Annotated in this window: 19 protein-coding genes and 1 tRNA gene; 4 read left to right on the plus strand and 16 right to left on the minus strand. The window is 53.8% G+C overall.

All coding sequences use genetic code 11. The annotated features are described in order from the left end of the window. Positions 1-155 precede the first annotated feature (155 nt). Complete coding sequence (gene smrB / locus ACPUC8_RS02785) at positions 156-704, plus strand: endonuclease SmrB (RefSeq protein ID WP_039336057.1); 549 nt, start codon at positions 156-158, stop codon at positions 702-704. A gap of 46 nt (positions 705-750) precedes the next feature. Here the strand turns inward: smrB and sixA are convergent, their stop codons facing one another. From sixA to ACPUC8_RS02805, 4 genes are all read right to left on the minus strand, one after another. Beyond that, positions 751-1,233 carry a phosphohistidine phosphatase SixA gene (sixA, locus tag ACPUC8_RS02790; RefSeq protein ID WP_494925546.1) on the minus strand — a complete coding sequence of 161 codons (483 nt, stop codon included), beginning with the start codon at positions 1,231-1,233 and terminating at the stop codon, positions 751-753. A 195-nt stretch (positions 1,234-1,428) separates the two neighbouring features. Continuing rightward, a complete protein-coding gene (gene fadJ / locus ACPUC8_RS02795) occupies positions 1,429-3,558 on the minus strand; it encodes a fatty acid oxidation complex subunit alpha FadJ (RefSeq protein ID WP_494925547.1) in 2,130 nt (709 codons plus the stop codon). Further along, positions 3,558-4,868 carry an acetyl-CoA C-acyltransferase FadI gene (gene fadI / locus ACPUC8_RS02800; protein WP_494925548.1) on the minus strand — a complete coding sequence of 437 codons (1,311 nt, stop codon included), beginning with the start codon at positions 4,866-4,868 and terminating at the stop codon, positions 3,558-3,560. Before fadI ends, fadJ begins: the two co-directional genes overlap by 1 nt. Before the next feature lie 315 nt (positions 4,869-5,183). Then, on the minus strand, positions 5,184-5,480 hold the full coding sequence (locus tag ACPUC8_RS02805; protein WP_494925549.1) for a YfcZ/YiiS family protein: 297 nt from the start codon (positions 5,478-5,480) through the stop codon (positions 5,184-5,186). 358 nt (positions 5,481-5,838) lie between these two features. Between ACPUC8_RS02805 and fadL the strand changes: the two genes are divergently transcribed. Next, a complete protein-coding gene (fadL, locus tag ACPUC8_RS02810) occupies positions 5,839-7,086 on the plus strand; it encodes a long-chain fatty acid transporter FadL (RefSeq protein WP_494925550.1) in 1,248 nt (415 codons plus the stop codon). 87 nt (positions 7,087-7,173) lie between these two features. On the opposite strand, the gene mlaA is transcribed toward fadL, so the two are convergent. Genes mlaA through ccmA form a run of 10 tightly spaced genes read right to left on the minus strand, consistent with a single transcriptional unit; the run spans position 7,174 to position 14,930 of the window. Further along, positions 7,174-7,941, minus strand: coding sequence for a phospholipid-binding lipoprotein MlaA (gene mlaA / locus ACPUC8_RS02815; protein ID WP_039335156.1), 768 nt, complete (start codon positions 7,939-7,941; stop codon positions 7,174-7,176). Positions 7,942-7,976: 35 nt separating this feature from the next. After that, positions 7,977-9,188: a c-type cytochrome biogenesis protein CcmI gene (gene ccmI, locus ACPUC8_RS02820; protein WP_494925551.1), complete on the minus strand. Its 1,212-nt coding sequence runs from the start codon at positions 9,186-9,188 to the stop codon at positions 7,977-7,979. Further along, complete coding sequence (locus ACPUC8_RS02825) at positions 9,188-9,643, minus strand: cytochrome c-type biogenesis protein (RefSeq protein ID WP_039335149.1); 456 nt, start codon at positions 9,641-9,643, stop codon at positions 9,188-9,190. The genes ccmI and ACPUC8_RS02825 overlap by 1 nt, the downstream gene beginning before the upstream one ends. Continuing rightward, complete coding sequence (locus ACPUC8_RS02830; protein ID WP_038645648.1) at positions 9,640-10,197, minus strand: DsbE family thiol:disulfide interchange protein; 558 nt, start codon at positions 10,195-10,197, stop codon at positions 9,640-9,642. Before ACPUC8_RS02830 ends, ACPUC8_RS02825 begins: the two co-directional genes overlap by 4 nt. Further along, entirely contained in the window at positions 10,194-12,152 is a 1,959-nt protein-coding gene (locus ACPUC8_RS02835) for a heme lyase CcmF/NrfE family subunit (RefSeq protein WP_494925552.1), read from the minus strand. Before ACPUC8_RS02835 ends, ACPUC8_RS02830 begins: the two co-directional genes overlap by 4 nt. Further along, positions 12,149-12,634 carry a cytochrome c maturation protein CcmE gene (ccmE, locus tag ACPUC8_RS02840; RefSeq protein ID WP_283226494.1) on the minus strand — a complete coding sequence of 162 codons (486 nt, stop codon included), beginning with the start codon at positions 12,632-12,634 and terminating at the stop codon, positions 12,149-12,151. Before ccmE ends, ACPUC8_RS02835 begins: the two co-directional genes overlap by 4 nt. Then, a complete protein-coding gene (gene ccmD, locus ACPUC8_RS02845) occupies positions 12,631-12,864 on the minus strand; it encodes a heme exporter protein CcmD (RefSeq protein ID WP_039335142.1) in 234 nt (77 codons plus the stop codon). The genes ccmE and ccmD overlap by 4 nt, the downstream gene beginning before the upstream one ends. Next, a complete protein-coding gene (locus ACPUC8_RS02850; RefSeq protein ID WP_039335170.1) occupies positions 12,861-13,601 on the minus strand; it encodes a heme ABC transporter permease in 741 nt (246 codons plus the stop codon). Before ACPUC8_RS02850 ends, ccmD begins: the two co-directional genes overlap by 4 nt. A gap of 55 nt (positions 13,602-13,656) precedes the next feature. After that, positions 13,657-14,316, minus strand: a complete 660-nt coding sequence (gene ccmB / locus ACPUC8_RS02855) for a heme exporter protein CcmB (protein WP_039335140.1) — start codon at positions 14,314-14,316, stop codon at positions 13,657-13,659. Continuing rightward, a complete protein-coding gene (gene ccmA, locus ACPUC8_RS02860) occupies positions 14,316-14,930 on the minus strand; it encodes a cytochrome c biogenesis heme-transporting ATPase CcmA (protein WP_039335168.1) in 615 nt (204 codons plus the stop codon). Before ccmA ends, ccmB begins: the two co-directional genes overlap by 1 nt. A 243-nt stretch (positions 14,931-15,173) precedes the next feature. Between ccmA and ACPUC8_RS02865 the strand changes: the two genes are divergently transcribed. After that, positions 15,174-16,094 carry a formate/nitrite transporter family protein gene (locus tag ACPUC8_RS02865; protein ID WP_039335138.1) on the plus strand — a complete coding sequence of 307 codons (921 nt, stop codon included), beginning with the start codon at positions 15,174-15,176 and terminating at the stop codon, positions 16,092-16,094. Positions 16,095-16,180: 86 nt separating this feature from the next. Further along, positions 16,181-16,255: transfer RNA gene (locus ACPUC8_RS02870), tRNA-Arg, on the plus strand. A 17-nt stretch (positions 16,256-16,272) separates the two neighbouring features. On the opposite strand, the gene ACPUC8_RS02875 is transcribed toward ACPUC8_RS02870, so the two are convergent. After that, positions 16,273-16,596, minus strand: a complete 324-nt coding sequence (locus tag ACPUC8_RS02875; RefSeq protein ID WP_231568819.1) for a CCDC90 family protein — start codon at positions 16,594-16,596, stop codon at positions 16,273-16,275. Between the two features lie 331 nt (positions 16,597-16,927). Further along, positions 16,928-17,206 (minus strand): hypothetical protein, encoded by a 279-nt coding sequence (locus ACPUC8_RS02880; protein ID WP_039327412.1) that lies wholly within the window; start codon positions 17,204-17,206, stop codon positions 16,928-16,930. Positions 17,207-17,243: the final 37 nt, after the last annotated feature.

Here is a 17,243-nt window from a genome sequence, read left to right on the forward strand (position 1 = left end):
TAGCCCTCCGCAGGCCTTAAAATCAATCGGCGGATAGTTTGCCACGAAGCCGGGCAGAATTCAGCGCAGCGAGGCGAAAAAGCTGACATTTGTTAACGCACCGCGTTAAGGTATGCCACCGGCTGTTAACCAGCCTTTTAACCCATTGCCGAGCCATGAGTAAGAAGACACCGCTAAACCAGGACGATCAGGCGCTGTTTCGTGAATTAATGAGCGGAACGCGTAAGCTGAAACAAGACACCATCGTGCATAAACCGGTGGTGAAAACTCGCGAAGTACCGTTGAAAAGGCTGCTTTCCGAGCAGGCCGATAACAGCCATTACTTTTCAGATGAATTTCAGCCTCTTCTCTCCAGCGATGGGCCGATGCGCTATGTGCGTGCGGATGTCAGCCACTATGAATTGAAGAAGTTACGACGCGGCGACTACACGCCCGAGATTTTTCTCGATTTGCACGGGTTGAGACAGCAGCAGGCTAAACAGGAGTTGGGTGCGCTGATTGCCGCCTGCCGGCGTGAACACTTGTTCTGTGCCAGTGTCATGACCGGGCACGGCAAGCATATTCTCAAGCAGCAAACGCCACTGTGGTTGGCACAACATCCGCATGTGATGGCGTTTCATCAAGCACCTAAGCTTTTTGGCGGAGATGCAGCGTTACTGGTGCTGATTGAAGTGGAAGAGTGGCAACCGCCGGAACTGCCGTGAGCAGAAAAGGAAAGGGCCGCGATTGCGGCCCATTGCATTGGCGAATTTACATCGCTTTGGCCAGTTTTGACGGGCTGACCTGCCACTCCAGCTTGCCTTCACAGGCATCTGCATTAAAGTTCACGTAGGCTATCGCGGAAGTCGCAAACATCGGTGGCGCTTCCTGCGGACAGAGTTCTGAAACCAGATACCCCACCAGCGGCAGATGCGAAATCACCAACGCCGATTTAACACCCTGCTGCGCCAGTGCCTGCAGATAACAGGCCACCATGCCCGGATCACCACCTGGCGTCAGTTCCGGCAACACATCCTGCCCTTCTGGTAACGTCAGCGCCTCACGGACTGTGGCGAGCGTTTGCTCAGCACGCAGATAGGGGCTCACTAACACTCGTTCGATATCCAGCGCCTGGCCGTTCAGCCAGCTCGCCATCTGGCGTGATTCATCACAGCCACAGATTGTTAAAGGGCGTACCGAATCACTTGCTGCTTCCAGAGCTGCATCGCCGTGACGCATGATAAAAACTTGCATAAAGCACCGCTGTTGTTTGTCGATATCGTCGGGTACCACAGCACCAGACGCTTCATTCTGCGAATGAACGGTGTGTTTTACCCCAATGGCTTCAGTATAGTCAACCGGTTGTTTATTAAATAAGCATATCTCAGAATGGTGCCGCGCCACCTGTTGCACAGCCCCATTTCTAACCCGCTGAATCTGTGCGCCTATTCATGATTGTGCAGAAGTGTAAAAATTCGTTTGCGCTTCTGACATTGCCATCAAAGCGTCACAGGGCGCAAAACGGTCGCCCTGTTGCTGCATTAATGCGCGTAATGTGTTGACGATGTCAAGCACGCCACGCTGATCCATATAGCGGAACGGGCCGCCCAAAAACGGCGGAAAACCGATGCCAAATACGGCCGCCATATCGCCATCTCTGGCACTGCGGATCACCGCTTCATCCAGACAGCGTGCCGCTTCATTCAGCATCATCATCACACAGCGCTGTGCGATCTGCTCTTCGCTCTGCTTCGCCTGCGGTTTGACGTTCAATAACGCATAAATCGAATGATCCACTTTGCGTTTACCCGGCCAGCGTGAAGCGCTGTAAAGGTAGAACCCCTTTTGGTTTTTACGCCCTTTACGGCCATCCGCCAGGATAGCATTTACCGCATCGGGTGCACTGAACCGCGCACCGTAGGCCTGTTGCAAAATGGGGCTGATTTTACTGCCCACATCAATGCCCACTTCATCAAGCAGCTGCAGCGGCCCCACTGGGAAGCCAAACTTCACTAATGCGCGGTCGATATGATCCACCGGCTCACCTTCAAGCAGGCAACGCATTGCTTCATTTATATAGGGTGCAAGAATACGGTTAACGTAGAAGCCAGGGCGATCGGCCACTACCACCGCGGTTTTTCCCTGCTGACGAGCCAGCTGCACCGTGGTTGCGATAGTCTCGGCGGAAGTACCAGCATGCGGGATCACCTCCACCAGCGGCATTTTGTCGACCGGACTGAAGTAATGCAGACCAATCACATTCTCCGGGCGCTGCGCGTTTGACGCGATGTCGCCAATCGGCAGCGAGGAGGTATTAGAGGCAAAAATGGTGTGCGGCTGACACTGTGTTTCGATTTCCGCCACCATCTGTTGCTTAAGCGCCAGGTCTTCAAACACCGCTTCGATCACCAGATCGCGCTGGCTAAAACCTTGATAGTCCGTTCCGCCGCTAATGCGCGCCATCTGCTGTTGGCGTTCAGCCGCTTTTAACTGGCGGCGTTTCACCTTTTGGCTCAGCAGATCCCAGCTATATTGCAACGCGTGATTGACGCCGTTAAGGTTGATATCTTTGATACGTACCGGTAAACCGGCCTTGATCGCCGTTACGCTGGCAATGCCGCCCCCCATCAATCCGCCACCCAGCACACCAATCTGCTTCAGCGTGCGCGGTTCTGCATCAGCCATCGCTTCTTTCTTTAATGCGGTTGAGGCAAAGAACAGGCTGCGCAGCGCGGCCGATTCAGGGGTCATGGCCAACTGGCCAAATGCGCGAGCTTCAGCAGCGTGACCGGCGTCGCTCCCCTGCTCCAGCCCCACGCGCACCACCTGCAGAATACGATCTGCTGCGGGATAGTTGCCTTGGGTTTTACTGTCCGTCTGGCGCTTTGCCATCGAGAATAATAATGAACGCATCAGCGGTGCCTGCATCAGCCGATCGCGGCGTGATAACTCACGACGCGAAATACGACCTTTGTGTACCCGTGCAATGGCGGTTTCCAGCAGAATCGATTGCGGAACGGCGTCATCTACTACACCCAGCTTTAATGCCTGCTTCGCGCGCAGTTGCTTACCACTGAGTATTAACGGCAACGCCTGTGGCACGCCAATTAACTTCGGCAGGCGCTGTGTGCCGCCGGAACCTGGCAGCAGGCCCAGCTGAACCTCGGGCAGCCCCAACCGGGTTTTGTCATCCAGCGTGCAAATACGCGCACTGCAGGCCAGCGCCAGTTCAAGACCGCCCCCCAGACAGGCACCGTGTATCGCCGCCACTACCGGGAAGGGTAAGGCCGCAATTTCTGCCATCACCTCTTGCCCCTGTCGTGCCAGGGTTTCCGCCTCTTCTGCCGTTTGACACTGCGCGATCATGCTGATGTCCGCACCCGCCACAAAGTTATCGCTTTTACCGGAAATCAGCACCAGGCCCGCCAGCTGCGGATTACTGCGCGCCTCTGCCAGCACGGCTTTAATTTGCGGGACAAACTCGGCCTTGAGCGTATTCATCTTTTCGCCCGGCACATCGATGGTGATCACCCCAACATGGTCGAGGCGCATATGTAAATGGAAAGCGGACTCGCTCATTATTCAGCCTCCAGAACCATCGCGGTACCTAATCCGCCCGCCGCGCAGGCGGTCACCAACCCCAACCCGCCGCCGCGACGCCTTAGCTCTTGCAGCGTTTGGGTGATCATACGTGCGCCCGTGGCAGCAAATGGATGACCATAGGCAATCGATCCCCCCAGCACGTTGAATCGTTCTTCATTGACTTCACCCAAGGCATGCGGTCGATTCAGCACCTCGCGGGCAAAGCGTTCATCGCGGAACATTTTCAGATTAGCGAGCGTTTGCGCGGCAAAAGCTTCGTGCATATCAATCAGCGTCAAATCGTTGAGGGTGATGCCTGCTCGCTCCAGCGCCAGCGGGGACGCATAGGCAGGACCCAGCAGCATGTCTTGCCAGACATCAATGGCGGTGAAGGCATAGCTGCGCAAATAGCCCAATGGCGGAATACCCAACTCACGCGCGCGGCCTTCACGCATTAAAATCACCGCGGCTGCGCCATCGGTCAGTGGCGTGCTGTTGGCGGCGGTCACCGTACCATGGCGACGATCAAAGGCTGGACGCAGTTTGGCGTAATCACTGGCACTGGCGTTGAAACGGATGTTGTTATCCTGTTCGATCGGGGCTTTCCAAGGGGGCACAAAAGCGGGCATCACTTCTTGCGCCAGTACGCCAGATTGCCAGGCGCGGGCCGCATGCTGATGAGAACGCAGTGCAAGGGCATCTTGTTGTTCACGGGTAATGCCATGGGTTTTCGCCATCTGCTCGGCGGTGTCACCCATGCGCAAACCGGTGGAATACTCCGCAACGGCCGGTGGCACCGGTAAGAGGTCGCGTGGGCGCAGACGACGTAAGATTTGCAGCTTCTTGCTAAAGGTGCGGGCCTTATTGAGATCCACCAGCGCACGCGCCAGCGTCTTACTGACCCCTATCGGCAAAACGGAGGATGAATCGGCTCCACCTGCAATCCCGGCATCGATGGTGCCCGCCATTAAACTTTCAGCCACATTGGCCACGGCCTGAAAACTGGTGGCGCAAGCCCGGCTAACGCTGTAAGCATCGGTGTGCACACTCAACCCGCTACTCAGCACGATCTCACGCGCAATGTTTGGCGCTTCCGGCATCTGTACCACCTGACCAAATACCAGTTGGTCGATTACCTCGACCGGTAATTCGCTACGCGCCATGAGTTCAGACACCACCATGCGCCCCAGCTCAAGTGCTGGGATGCCATGAAAGTCACTCGCCTGGCGAGCAAAAGGTGTACGTAATCCGTGGGTTATGGCGATACGTTCGCCCTGACGCGTCAGCAGCGGCTGCGCTTTGCTCATTGCACTCACCTGTAATTTACGACCGTAGCATCATTGCCAAACAGGTCTGACCTGATCATCAGTGTTAACCAGGTGCTGCTAAGTCGCCAATAACAGAAGAAAAAAAGTGCGAGGGAAGACACGAAAAAGAAATATACCCAAAATAATTCGACTCCCCTCATGGGGCCTACTCTTGGTTCAGGAAGGCGGCAAGTGCATGAATCCTCGGGAGCTTACTGAAGTAAGTGACTGAGGTGAATGCACGTAGCCAACGCACATGTAGCTTGAAGTATTAAGGGTATAACGCTGCCGAGAGGGCTGCCGGCAGCCGCAGGATTAACGTAAGCCGAGCTGGAAAATCAGCGTCTCGGCCTGGCAGGCAAAGGTGAAATCGATATTGAGACGAACAGCAGCCGCTTCTTCAACAAAGTCTGCGCGAATATCACAAGGTTCGGACTCAACCTGGCGAGCTTTGTCGCTCAGGTGCGCCAGCATCGCCTCCGCCGCATGGCGGTCTGCAAACACGCCCGACCAGCTGGCCGTGCAATCGGTATTGTCCATCACAGTGCCGACATCGACACAGCAGCAAGCTGCGGTTTCGTTAGCACTGCATTTTTTAATGGCATCAGTCATTGCTCTCTCCTGACGATAAATCGACACAATCGGATCATTTTCTATTGCAAAGTGTACGCTCCACGGGCCCTGGCATCTATCTCTCAGCAGCTAAGTGACGAATATCACACTAAAAATTGATCCAAAACAAATTTGACCGCTATGCTGGAGAGGCATCGACAAGATTTTGTTAAGCAGATCTGATTTTGTCGATCAAATTGGAAATATTTAAAAAACAATATTGCAACAAATACACAGGTCGGACCTATACTCGTCGCACTGGTCTGATATGTGTCTTTGTCGTCAGTCCCTACAATCCGCCGTCCTTTGTTACGCGACGTAACAACGTTTAATAATAAATCTAGATGAGGTTGTGGTCATGAACCATAAGAACCTGTTTGCAAAGTCAGCTGTGGCAGCTGCAATGGCGCTCGTCTCTTCCCATGTTTACGCCGCAGGCTTTCAACTTAATGAATTCTCAGCAATTGGTTTAGGTCGTGCATATTCGGGTGAAGGTGCGATGGGCGATACCGCTGCATCCGCCAGTCGCAACCCCGCGACCATGGCATTGATGGATCGTCCTTCGTTCTCCATCGGCGCTGTTTATATTGATCCTGAAGTGGATATCAGCGGTCAGAGCCCAACAGGCAACAGCCTCAATGCGAAAAACATCGCACCGAATCAGTGGATCCCTAACCTCCATTACGTTCACCCAATTAACGATCAGTGGTGGGTTGGTGCATCCGTCACCTCCAACTATGGTCTGGCGACGGAGTTTAATGACGGTTACACCGCGGGCGCATACGGTGGTAAAACCGACCTGATGACTGGCAATTTTAACCTTAGCACGGCTTATCGTTTGAATGAGCACTTCAGCTTCGGTGTAGGCTTTGATGCGGTATACGCCAAAGCGAAAATCGAACGTTATGCGGGGGAAGCTGGAGCAGCTTCTGGCATCCCAGCTGACACACAAGTTGCTCATCTCAAGGGGGATGAATGGGGCTATGGCTGGAATGCCGGTATTTTATATGAAGTGGATAAAAACAACCGCTTTGGCTTCACTTATCGCTCAAAAGTAAAAGTAGACTTTAATGGTGATTATAAAAACGACCTGCCTGTAGCATTTGGCGGTACTGGTGGGTCAACCATTCCTGGCGCTTTGACCTTAAATCTTCCAGAAATGTGGGAAGTCTCGGGCTGGCATAAAGTGGCGCCACAATGGGCGGTCCACTACAGCCTGACCTATACCAGTTGGAGTCAATTCCAGGAGCTGAAAGCCACCGGCAGCAGCGGCCAGACGTTGTTCCAAAAAGATGAAGGTTTCCATGATGCTTACCGCATCGCGCTGGGTACCACTTACTTCTACGACGATAACTGGACCTTCCGTACCGGTATCGCCTTTGATGACAGCCCAGTTCCGGCTGATAAGCGTTCCATCTCCATCCCTGATCAGGACCGTCTGTGGCTGAGCGCAGGTGCTTCATACGCCTTCAACGAGGATGCGTCAGTCGACCTCGGTATTTCTTATATGCACGGCCAGAAAGTCACCGTGAAAGAAGGTCCTTACACCTTTAATTCCGAAGGTAAAGCCTGGCTATACGGCGCGAACTTTAACTACAAGTTCTAATATCAGCATTGCTATGAACAACGGCGACAGTGATGTCGCCGTTTTTTTAGGATAAAAAAATGGCGACTATAAAAGTCGCCATAATTTTTATTGTGAATCGATGTCTTTCAAATCGTCCTGAATCGCGCTGGCGTTCGGATTTTCTTCCGGTTTCAACTTACCGCCATTGGCAAGGAAGTCATTACGCTGGAAGTAAGCATTACGAATAAAGCTGTAAGGATCTTGCTGCTGCTTGAGGATGGCATCGGAATCCAACAGCTGCGCGCGCGTTTCCACGCCTTCCAGAGTCCATTTACCGATCGACATCGGCCAGGTCAGCCAGCTTAATACCGGATAGAGCGTATCGACGTAGTCACCGCCATCCTGGCGCACCGTAAAGCTACCGTAACCGGGTAACACCACATACGGGCCGTAGCCCACACCGTAACGGCCCAAGGTACTGCCGAAGTGATGCGGCACTTCACGCGCCAACTCTGGGTTCGCTTTGCCCGCCACATCGATAAATCCGCCCAATCCCAATACGGTATTGAGGAAGAAACGCGTGAAGTGCACACCCGCCTGACGTGGTTCACCCACCAGGATTGAGTTCAGCATGCTGGCAGGTTCGTCCAGGTTGCCGAGGAAATTACTTAAGCCGCTGCGCGCAGGCACAGGCACGTAGTCGCGCCAGGCAACCGCAACCGGGCGCACCACATAAGGATCCAGCACGTTGTAGTTGAAGTTAAACATCGTGCGGTTAAAGCCTTCGAGCGGATCGCTACGCTGGGCAGGCTGCGAAGGATCGGCCGGTTTTGAACTGGCACATCCCACCAGCAGCAAACTGGCCAGCGCCAGACCGGTCAGGCGGTTATTCATTCTTATCTCCCTGTGCGGTTGAAAAATGTATCGCTTCAGGGCTGCTGTTGATTAATTTCCACAGCCAGTTGCTGATGACCATCCCAGGGGGTGATCGCGCTGAGACCAAACCAGTCACCCGACTGAGGATTGGCACTACCATCGCGCGAAATACGCACCCTGACCTGCACCTGATGCTGCGCCGAAAGCAGGCGATCTGGCATCATGGCGTTACTGTCATCCAGCGTGAGCGATAACGGGAAGTGGCTCAGCGGTAAACGCTTCACTGCCACAGGCACCGGTGAAACACCGTCAGACACAGAAATATACATCACTCCGCCTTGCGGTAACATTTTTTCTGCCTGCGGGGTTAAATTCACCGTCAATGCCAGATGACTATTTTGCTGCCCCGCGTCCGTTTTCGCTTGTTCAATGCTGCGCTCGATCATAGTAATGCGCTTATCGCCCGCAGGTAACAGCTTCAGCATCACCTGCCACGCACCGATGGCCTGATCGTACTGCTGCTGTTCAAAAGCATTAAATGCCAACAAACTCAGCGTACGAATATTGCTGTGATCGCGTTTTAACAGGTCTTTCAGCATCACGTTCGCCTGGCGATTGTCTTGCGGGTCGCTGGAACGGGTTAACACTTCCGCATAATCCTGCTGTAACTCCAGATTGTCGGGAGCCAGTTGCAGCGCACGCTGGAACGCCTGGCTGGCATTGGTGGCGTTGTTCAGCACCATGCCCAATCGACCCAACATCGTCCAGTCATTGAGATTTTGTGGATCGTTCTGCAACGAGGTACGCAGACCTAATTGTAAACGCGCCAACTCTTCCATGGTCAGCGGTGCAGCTTTCGGGTCCATGACACGGGCACGCAGTTCAGGATACTCCTGTTGCACTGTGACCCATCCCGCCAACTGGCCCAAACCACCGGTTTTCAGGTAAAAACCGACCGAGACCACCAGCAACACCACCACACCGGGTAGCAATACCCAGCGACTACTGTGATGAATACGCGCTGCGTGAGCGTCAGGCACATCGGTCAGCAGAGTTTGTTGCAGCTCGCGCACCATCTCTGGTCGCTCGGCCACCACGCCTTCCTCTTCATCACGCTCAAGTTCGCGCAGGCGCTGCTGATAGAAATCCGTGTTCAGGCGATCGCGATCGCCACTGCTGGCCACACGCTGGCGCCAGCCTGCGCTGACAAACAGCACCGATGCCGCCACCAGCAAAATAATCAGGGTAATCCAAAATCCAGTCATTACGGCTTCCCGTCACGCTTTAGAATCGCCGCAAGGCGTTGTTGTTCATCGTCATCAAGATCGCTTCGCGTCCGACCACGACGATTACGCAGAATAATGATCAGCGCCCCCAGCACGACAAACAGCGCAGGCCCCGCCCACAAAATCAGTGTGGAGGGTGTGACCGGCGGTTCATAAGTGACGAAGTTACCGTAGCGCGCCACCATGTAATCGATGATCTGCTGGCGACTCTGGCCCTGCTTCATCAGTTCATAGACTTTGAGACGCATATCGGCGGCAATCATTGCATTGGAATCCGCAATGCTGTTGTTCTGGCATTTAGGGCAGCGCAAAGAACCGGTGAGATCGCGGTATTGCTCTTCCTGCTGCACCGAATCGAATTGGTATGTATCGATAGCCGCCCACAGGCTGGTGCTAAGCAAAATGCCCGCTAACAAAAGAAGCAGACGCTTCATGCTCCCGCCCCCTTACTGTATTTGTCCCATAGCGGCTTCACTTCTTCATTCCACACGCGGTCATTCATATCCCCCGCATGGCGATAACGAATAATGCCATGGCCATCGATCAGGAAGGTTTCCGGTGCGCCATACACGCCCAGGTCCAGACCCAGCATGCCATCACCATCATACAAGCTCAGCGCGTAAGGATTGCCCAACGTGTTCAGCCAGGTCACCGCTTTGGTCCGGTCATCTTTATAGTTAAGGCCCACAACGCGAATGCCTTTCTCTGCCAGCGTATTAAGGTACTGATGCTCTGCACGACAGGTTGGGCACCAGGTGGCCCAGACGTTCAGCAGAATCGGTTTACCGTCGGTCAGCACCTGTTGGTCGTAAATTTTTCCCGGTTTGTCGAGCGCTTCCAGCTTGAACACTGGCACCGGTTTGCCAATCAAGGCCGATTCCAGACGGGTAGGATCGTCACCGTTGGCGTTGCGTGACAACTGCCACAACAACGCCGCTGCCAGCAGCAAAAACAGCACTAGCGGGATGAAAAGGATTTTCTTACTCATGCCAACTCCTCCCGCTGCGCTTTTTTGCGCGAACGGTAGCGCGGATCAAGCAGACAGAGTACGCCACCCACTGCCATAAAGACGCCACCGAACCAGATCCAGCGCACGAACGGTTTGTAGTAAATACGTACCGCCCATGAACCATCATCCAGCTCTTCGCCTAACGCGGCGTAAAGATCACGCGTGAAGCCACCGCTGATAGCCGCTTCGGTCATCATGGTGCGGGCCGCGGTATAGAAGCGTTTTTCTGCATGCAGCACCGCTTCGGGTTTACCGTCACGCGTGACGTCGATAATCGCCACACCGCCACTGTAGTTTGGCCCCTGCAGATTGTGTACATCGCGGAAAATGAAGTGATAATTATGGATATCCACGGTATCACCTGACTTCATGCGCACGTCGCGTTCTACGCTGTACTGCGTGCTGAAGGCAATCCCGACGACAGTCACCGCCACGCCAAGATGGCCCAGCACCATGCCCCAGTGGCTGCGCGTCAGATGACGCAGGCCTTTAAAGAAACTATGACGATGGGTAGCGCGTTCATGCAATTCCATCAACGTCAGCAGAATCACCCAAATCGCCATCAACAGGCCGATCACCGTCATCGCTTCAATGCGATCCTGCAGCAGCCACGGCAGTGCGATCGACAGGATCAACGTCACCAGTAAGCCCACGCCAAGACGCTTCCACAATTTCTGTGGCTCATCACGACGCCAGCGCACCAACGGCCCGATGCCCAGCATTAGCGCGAACGGTGCCATCAGCCAGGTGAACATGGTGTTAAAGAAGGGTTCCCCCACTGAAATACTGCCCAGTCCCAACTGCTTGTGCACCAGCGGCAGCAGCGTACCCAGCAGCACCACCAGCATGGCAGCAATCAGCAAGACGTTATTGCCCAGCAGGAAAGATTCGCGCGACCAGACTTCGCTCTGCACACGGCTGCGAACCTTGCCGCCTTTAATCGCGTAGAGCAGCAGTGAACTGCCAATCACAATCACCAGGAAGGCGAGGATAAACATCCCGCGCGCCGGATCGGAGGCGAATGAGTGCACGGAGACCAGCACGCCAGAACGCACCAGGAAAGTGCCGAGCAGGCTCAGGGAGAATGCCGTGATCGCCAGCAGCACTGTCCAGGACTTAAAGCTGCCGCGTTTTTCAGTGACCGCCAGCGAGTGCATCAGTGCGGTTCCGGCCAGCCATGGCATAAAGGAGGCATTCTCTACCGGATCCCAGAACCACCAGCCGCCCCAGCCGAGTTCGTAATACGCCCAGGCAGAACCCAGCACGATGCCAATCGTCAGGAATACCCATGCGGCGGTGGTCCACGGACGTGACCAGCGCGCCCAGGCCGTATCCAGACGTCCCGCCATCAGTGAGGCGATGGCGAAAGCAAAGGCTACGGAGAAACCGACATACCCCATATAGAGTAACGGCGGATGGAAAATCAGGCCGATATCCTGCAGCATCGGATTGAGGTCGTTGCCATCAATCGGGAAGTTCGGCAAGGTGCGGGTAAACGGGTTTGACGTCAGGGTGATAAACAGCAGGAAGCCGAGATTGATCATCCCCATCACCGACAACACGCGCGCCAGTGCATCCTGCGGCATACCCCGGCTGAAGATCGCCACGGCCACTGTCCAGGTACTCAGCAGCAGCAGCCACAACAGCAGAGAACCTTCGTGCGCGCCCCAGGTTGCTGCGATGCGATAGTAAACCGGCAACAAGGTGTTGGAGTTCGTAGCGACATAGCCGACGGTGAAGTCGTTGACGATAAACGCATGTACCAACACCAGGAACGCCGCCGCGATGCAGACGAACATGCCCCAGGCCAACGGACGTGCCAGCGCCATCAAACGTGCATCCTGGCGGGTTGCTCCCCACAACGGGTAGATACTTAACAGCAGCGATAATGCCAGTGCCAGGCAGAGTAAAAAGCTACCAATTTCCGGAATCATGATTGCGCACCTGCCTTCTGATAAGTGGCGGCAGGCCCTTTGTGATTTTGCTTCATCGCATCTTCAATTTCTGGCGGCGTGTATTTCTCGTCATGCTTGGCGAGGACTTCTTTTGCCACCACCAGGTGGCCATCTTCCAGCACGCCCTGAGCGACCACGCCCTGCCCTTCCCGGAACAGGTCCGGCAAAATGCCTTCGTAGCTGACGCTGATCACGCCGTTGGCGTCATACAACTTGAAGGAGACGGCGAGTGTTTTAGGATCGCGTTTTACGCTGCCCGGCATCACCATACCGCCCACGCGCAGACGCTGTCCGGTTTCAGGCATTTGATGCGCTTCGCCCTTGCCATACAGAATTTCACTTGGGGTGTAGAACAGATCGATGTTGGAACGCAGCGCGTACATCACCAGCGATGTGGCAAGACCTAAGCCCACCAAAATCGCCACCACCACATACAGGCGGTTACGACGACGGATATTCACACAGATTCTCCTGCTGCTTCACTGGCAGCTTTTTTCGACTTCGCCGCGCGGATGCGGCGCTCCCTGGATTGACGCTGGCGAATCTCCGCCAGCAAGCGGCGACGGAACAGCACGGTGTGCAGCACCAGACCGAATAAGGGAATCAATGTGAGGATCACGGCGAGCCAGACATAAAAGGCATAACCGCCCATGGCAAAGAAGTCGCTCCACGACGAGAAAGCTGGGGTCATGCTTTGCGCCCTCCCTGAGCCACATCAATCGCCCAGGGACGATGACGCTCGGTAAACAGGATCAGGTTACGCAGACGCATTAGCGTTAGGGCACCAAACACCAGCAGATAACCGAGGATCGCCCAGCGCAGCGGTGTGCGCATACTTGGCGCGATGGCCTGCTGCAGAATACCTGAAGATCCCTGATGGAGCGTGTTCCACCACTGCACCGAGAAATGGATAATCGGCAGATTGACCACGCCCACCAGAATCAGGATACCCGCGGCGCGACCCGCCGTACGGCGGTCTTCAAACGAGTGATAGAGCGCAATGACACCCATATAGATGAACAGCAGCACCAGTTCAGAGGTCAGGCGCGCATCCCAGATCCACCAGGTGCCCCACATCGGTTTGCCCCACGCAGAGCCGGTGATCAGGGCGATGAAAGTGAACACCGCACCAATGGGTGCCATCGCCGCCGAGACCAAATCCGCCATCTTCATCTGCCAGACCAGGCCAATGAAGGCGGCAATCGCCATTGAGGCATAGACCCCCATTGACCACATCGCTGCGGGCACATGAATGTACATAATACGGAAGCTGTTGCCCTGCTGATAATCCGCCGGTGCAAAGCCGAAGCCCCACACCCAACCGAGTAGCAGCGTTGCCACGCCCAATACGGCGAACCACGGAATCAAGCGACCGCATAGTTGGTAAAGCCGTTCAGGCTTCGCCCACTGGTGTAACCATTTCCACATTTGCATAGCTCACAATAAAAGAATTCGGTATCCGGCTGCTCTAGGGCAGCACGAATCAGTGCAGACTAATACGCAAAGCCGCAGCAGTTGCGAACGGCGAAAGTGTTGCGCTCACTGCCAGCATGGCGCCAAGAATCGCCAGATAACCTCCGATCGGCAGCCCTTGGCCCGCGGCATCAATCGCCGCGCTGGCAAAAATCAGTACCGGTATCGACAACGGCAATACCAGCAAACTCAGTAGCACACCGCCGCGTCGCAGCCCCACCGTTAACCCTGTACCAATCGCGCCCAGGAAACTTAGGGTGGGTGTGCCGAGCAACAGTGTCAGCGCCATCGCACGCCAGCCGGAGAAATCCAGCGACAGCAGTAACGCCGCCAGCGGCGATAATAAGATCAACGGCAAGCCGGTAATTAACCAGTGCGCAATCACTTTGCCCAGCACGGTGACCGGCAGCGGAGTGGGCAGCAAAAGTAGTTGCTCAAGCGAACCATCCAGAAAGTCATCACGAAACAGCCGTTCCAGCGCCAGCAAAGACGCCAATAACGCAGCAACCCACGCGATGCCGGGTGCAATGCGAGCCAACTGCTGCGGATCCGGACCGACACCCAAAGGAAACAGCGTGATAACAATCAGGAAAAACCACAGCGGGTTGATCACTTCTGCACCGCTGCGAAAAGCAATTTTTAATTCTCGTTGAATGACCCGACCTAACATCAAGCCCACTCCGAAGTCAGACGAATTTTACGCACGCGGTCGCTGTCACCGGGTAAATCCTGATGGGTGGTCAAAATGACCGCGCCTCCGTTATCGGCATGTTCGGCGAAGCGGGCCATTAATTTTTCCACGCCGCCTTTATCAATCGCCGTCAGCGGCTCATCCAGAATCCAGACTTTTGCCGTGCTCAGCCACAGGCGCGCCAGTGCAACGCGTCGCTGCTGTCCGGCCGACAGTTGTGCCACGGGCACCTCTTCGTAACCCAACAGGTTGACCTGCTCCAGCGCGTCATAGAGGCGTTCCTCATCGTGATGGCCATGCCAGAACTGCAGGTTTTCCATTGGCGAGAGTACTGATTTCACGCCCGGATGATGGCCAAGATAAAGCAGGTTTTGGTGCCATATTTCGCGTTGCTGACGCGTCGGCTGCGATTGCCACATCACTTCCCCCTCTTCTGCCCGGCTCAAACCCGCCAGTAAGCGTAACAGTGAGGTTTTTCCCGCCCCGTTAGGACCTTCAATTTGCACAATGTCACCCGGTTGCACATGGAAGCTGAGTCCATGAAACAAGGTTCGCTCATCGCGAACGCATGAGAGATTAATGACTTCGAGCATGAAAGAGGGAATCGCAGCAATGAACAAGGCGGGGATAATACCACAATGAATCTGTGGGCCGAAGTCTGTGAGTTGGCTCTCACTTCCCTCAAAGGGGGTATTCGTGCGCATCAGATCAATAAACTGCTCAAAAAAACGCCTCAGTTAAAATCTTGTTACTCTTAAATTGAATCTTAGTAACATTTCGCCCTTGATAAAAACGTCTACGCTTATTACGCGCTGGCATTATCACTGGGGGAAAACATGAAGCAATCGCCATCCATTACAGAACATGACAACGATGTGGAAAGCGAAGAAAAGGAGCAAGGCAAAGAGATTGAGGTAGACGAAGATGCCTTGCCTTCACGGGCAGCCGCTATTCATGAAGAGATCCGTCAGGACGGTGAGAAAGAGTTAGAGCGCGACGGTATGGCATTGCTTTGGTCTGCTGTTGCCGCTGGGCTTTCCATGAGTGCCTCACTGATGGCGAAAGGGATTTTCCACGTACATTTAGCTGAGGTGCCGGGCGGTTTTTTACTCGAGAATCTGGGTTACACCTTTGGCTTTGTTATCGTGATTATGGCGCGTCAGCAGCTGTTCACTGAAAACACGGTCACAGCCGTGTTGCCCGTGATGCACAAACCCACCGGTGGCAATATGTTGCTGCTTTTACGCCTGTGGGGTGTGGTGTTGGCGGGAAACCTGATCGGTACAGCACTCGGCGCACTGGCGTTTAATCATATGCCCATCTTTGACGATGCCACACGCCAGGCTTTTACCTCTATAAGCGAAAAAGTGATGGCAAATCCACCGCGCGAGATGTTCGCCAATGCGGTGATATCCGGCTGGATCATCGCCACCATGGTCTGGATGTTCCCTTATGCGGGCGCGGCGAAAATCGTGGTTATCGTGATGATGACGTGGCTGGTCGCATTGGGTGATTTGGCTCATATCGTGGTCGGATCGGTGGAAGTACTGTATCTGGTATTTGCCGGCACACTGCCTTGGTATGAGTTCTTCTGGCCATTTGCCCTGCCGACGTTGCTGGGCAATATAACCGGCGGTACGCTCATTTTTGCCTTAATCAGCCATGCCCAGATTCGCAACGATATGAGCGAAGCGGCAAAGGCCAAAGCCAAGGCTGAGCAGAAACGGAAAGAGAAAGCGCAAGGTCAGTCGAAGTGAAGTTTGGTACTAGATTGTTGATAGATTGAGCAATCAAGCTTTTCACGGTTAAATTTTGCGGGTCGGTACGCTATACTGCGCGCCGCGTCTCCTTAGTTAAATGGATATAACGAGCCCCTCCTAAGGGCTAGTTGCAGGTTCGATTCCTGCAGGGGACACCATTAGCCGCATTCCCCCTTCAAAACAACCAGCGTGCAAACGCCAGGCTCAGTCCTGCGGTGCTCAACATACCTGCCACGATCCATTTGGTTTGTTTAGTGATCTCGACATGAATTTTGGCTATCTCCTGATGCAGATCGCCTTTGGTGACGTAGTTGGATTTGATCACTGCGATATCAGTTTTCACCGATGCCATATCGGTTTTCAGGATTTCCGTATCGCTTTTCAATGTATTAATATCGTTTTTCATCGTTTCCGTATCAGTCTTCAACGTATTAATATCGGTTTTCATCGTTTTAATATCCGATTTCATCTCAAGCACATCAGCTTCCAACTTCGACACGCGCATTTCCATTTTACTACCTCATATAAGTTGAACATGTAATTTAATGATGAATAACAATGTGTTAATCATTTTCATTGTACAGCGTTCTAGCGCAAATTCATTACAATGTCGGTGTCAGAGAGGAGATATGAGACGTTTCTCGCAGAGAGAATTTGGGCTGTTTCAGTCAATTACAGCGAAATCAAATCTGATGCGCGCTTTGACGCCACACCGAGGGCGTGACGCCATCCTCCTCCTCACAATCAAACGGATTGAAGAGTCAGATTTACTCGCAAAGATGTTCGATAACTGGCGAAGGGATCAATTAACCACAAATAATTCCGGGTCTTCATACGAAGTAAAAATGCGTTATCAACTTGTAGGCTGCACTGCCAACAGCGATTAAGGCTGGAACACCCAGTAAAATCGAGAGCTTAGCTTCAGAGATCTTCTTATCGACTGTATCTGTTGAAGGCTTTTTAGCGAGTGACTCTTTGATGCTGTCCAGTTTTTCAAGTACGGTGACCATATTTCTATCAATGGATTTTACATCAGCCTTTAACTCATCCACATCACGTCGAATGTATTTGACATCAGATTCAAGTTTTACAACGCGCGATTCGAACATGTTTCCTCCGTCATTGTCCCCTGGATAATGGAACCTG

Source organism: Pantoea sp. CFCC18177, assembly GCF_059412425.1.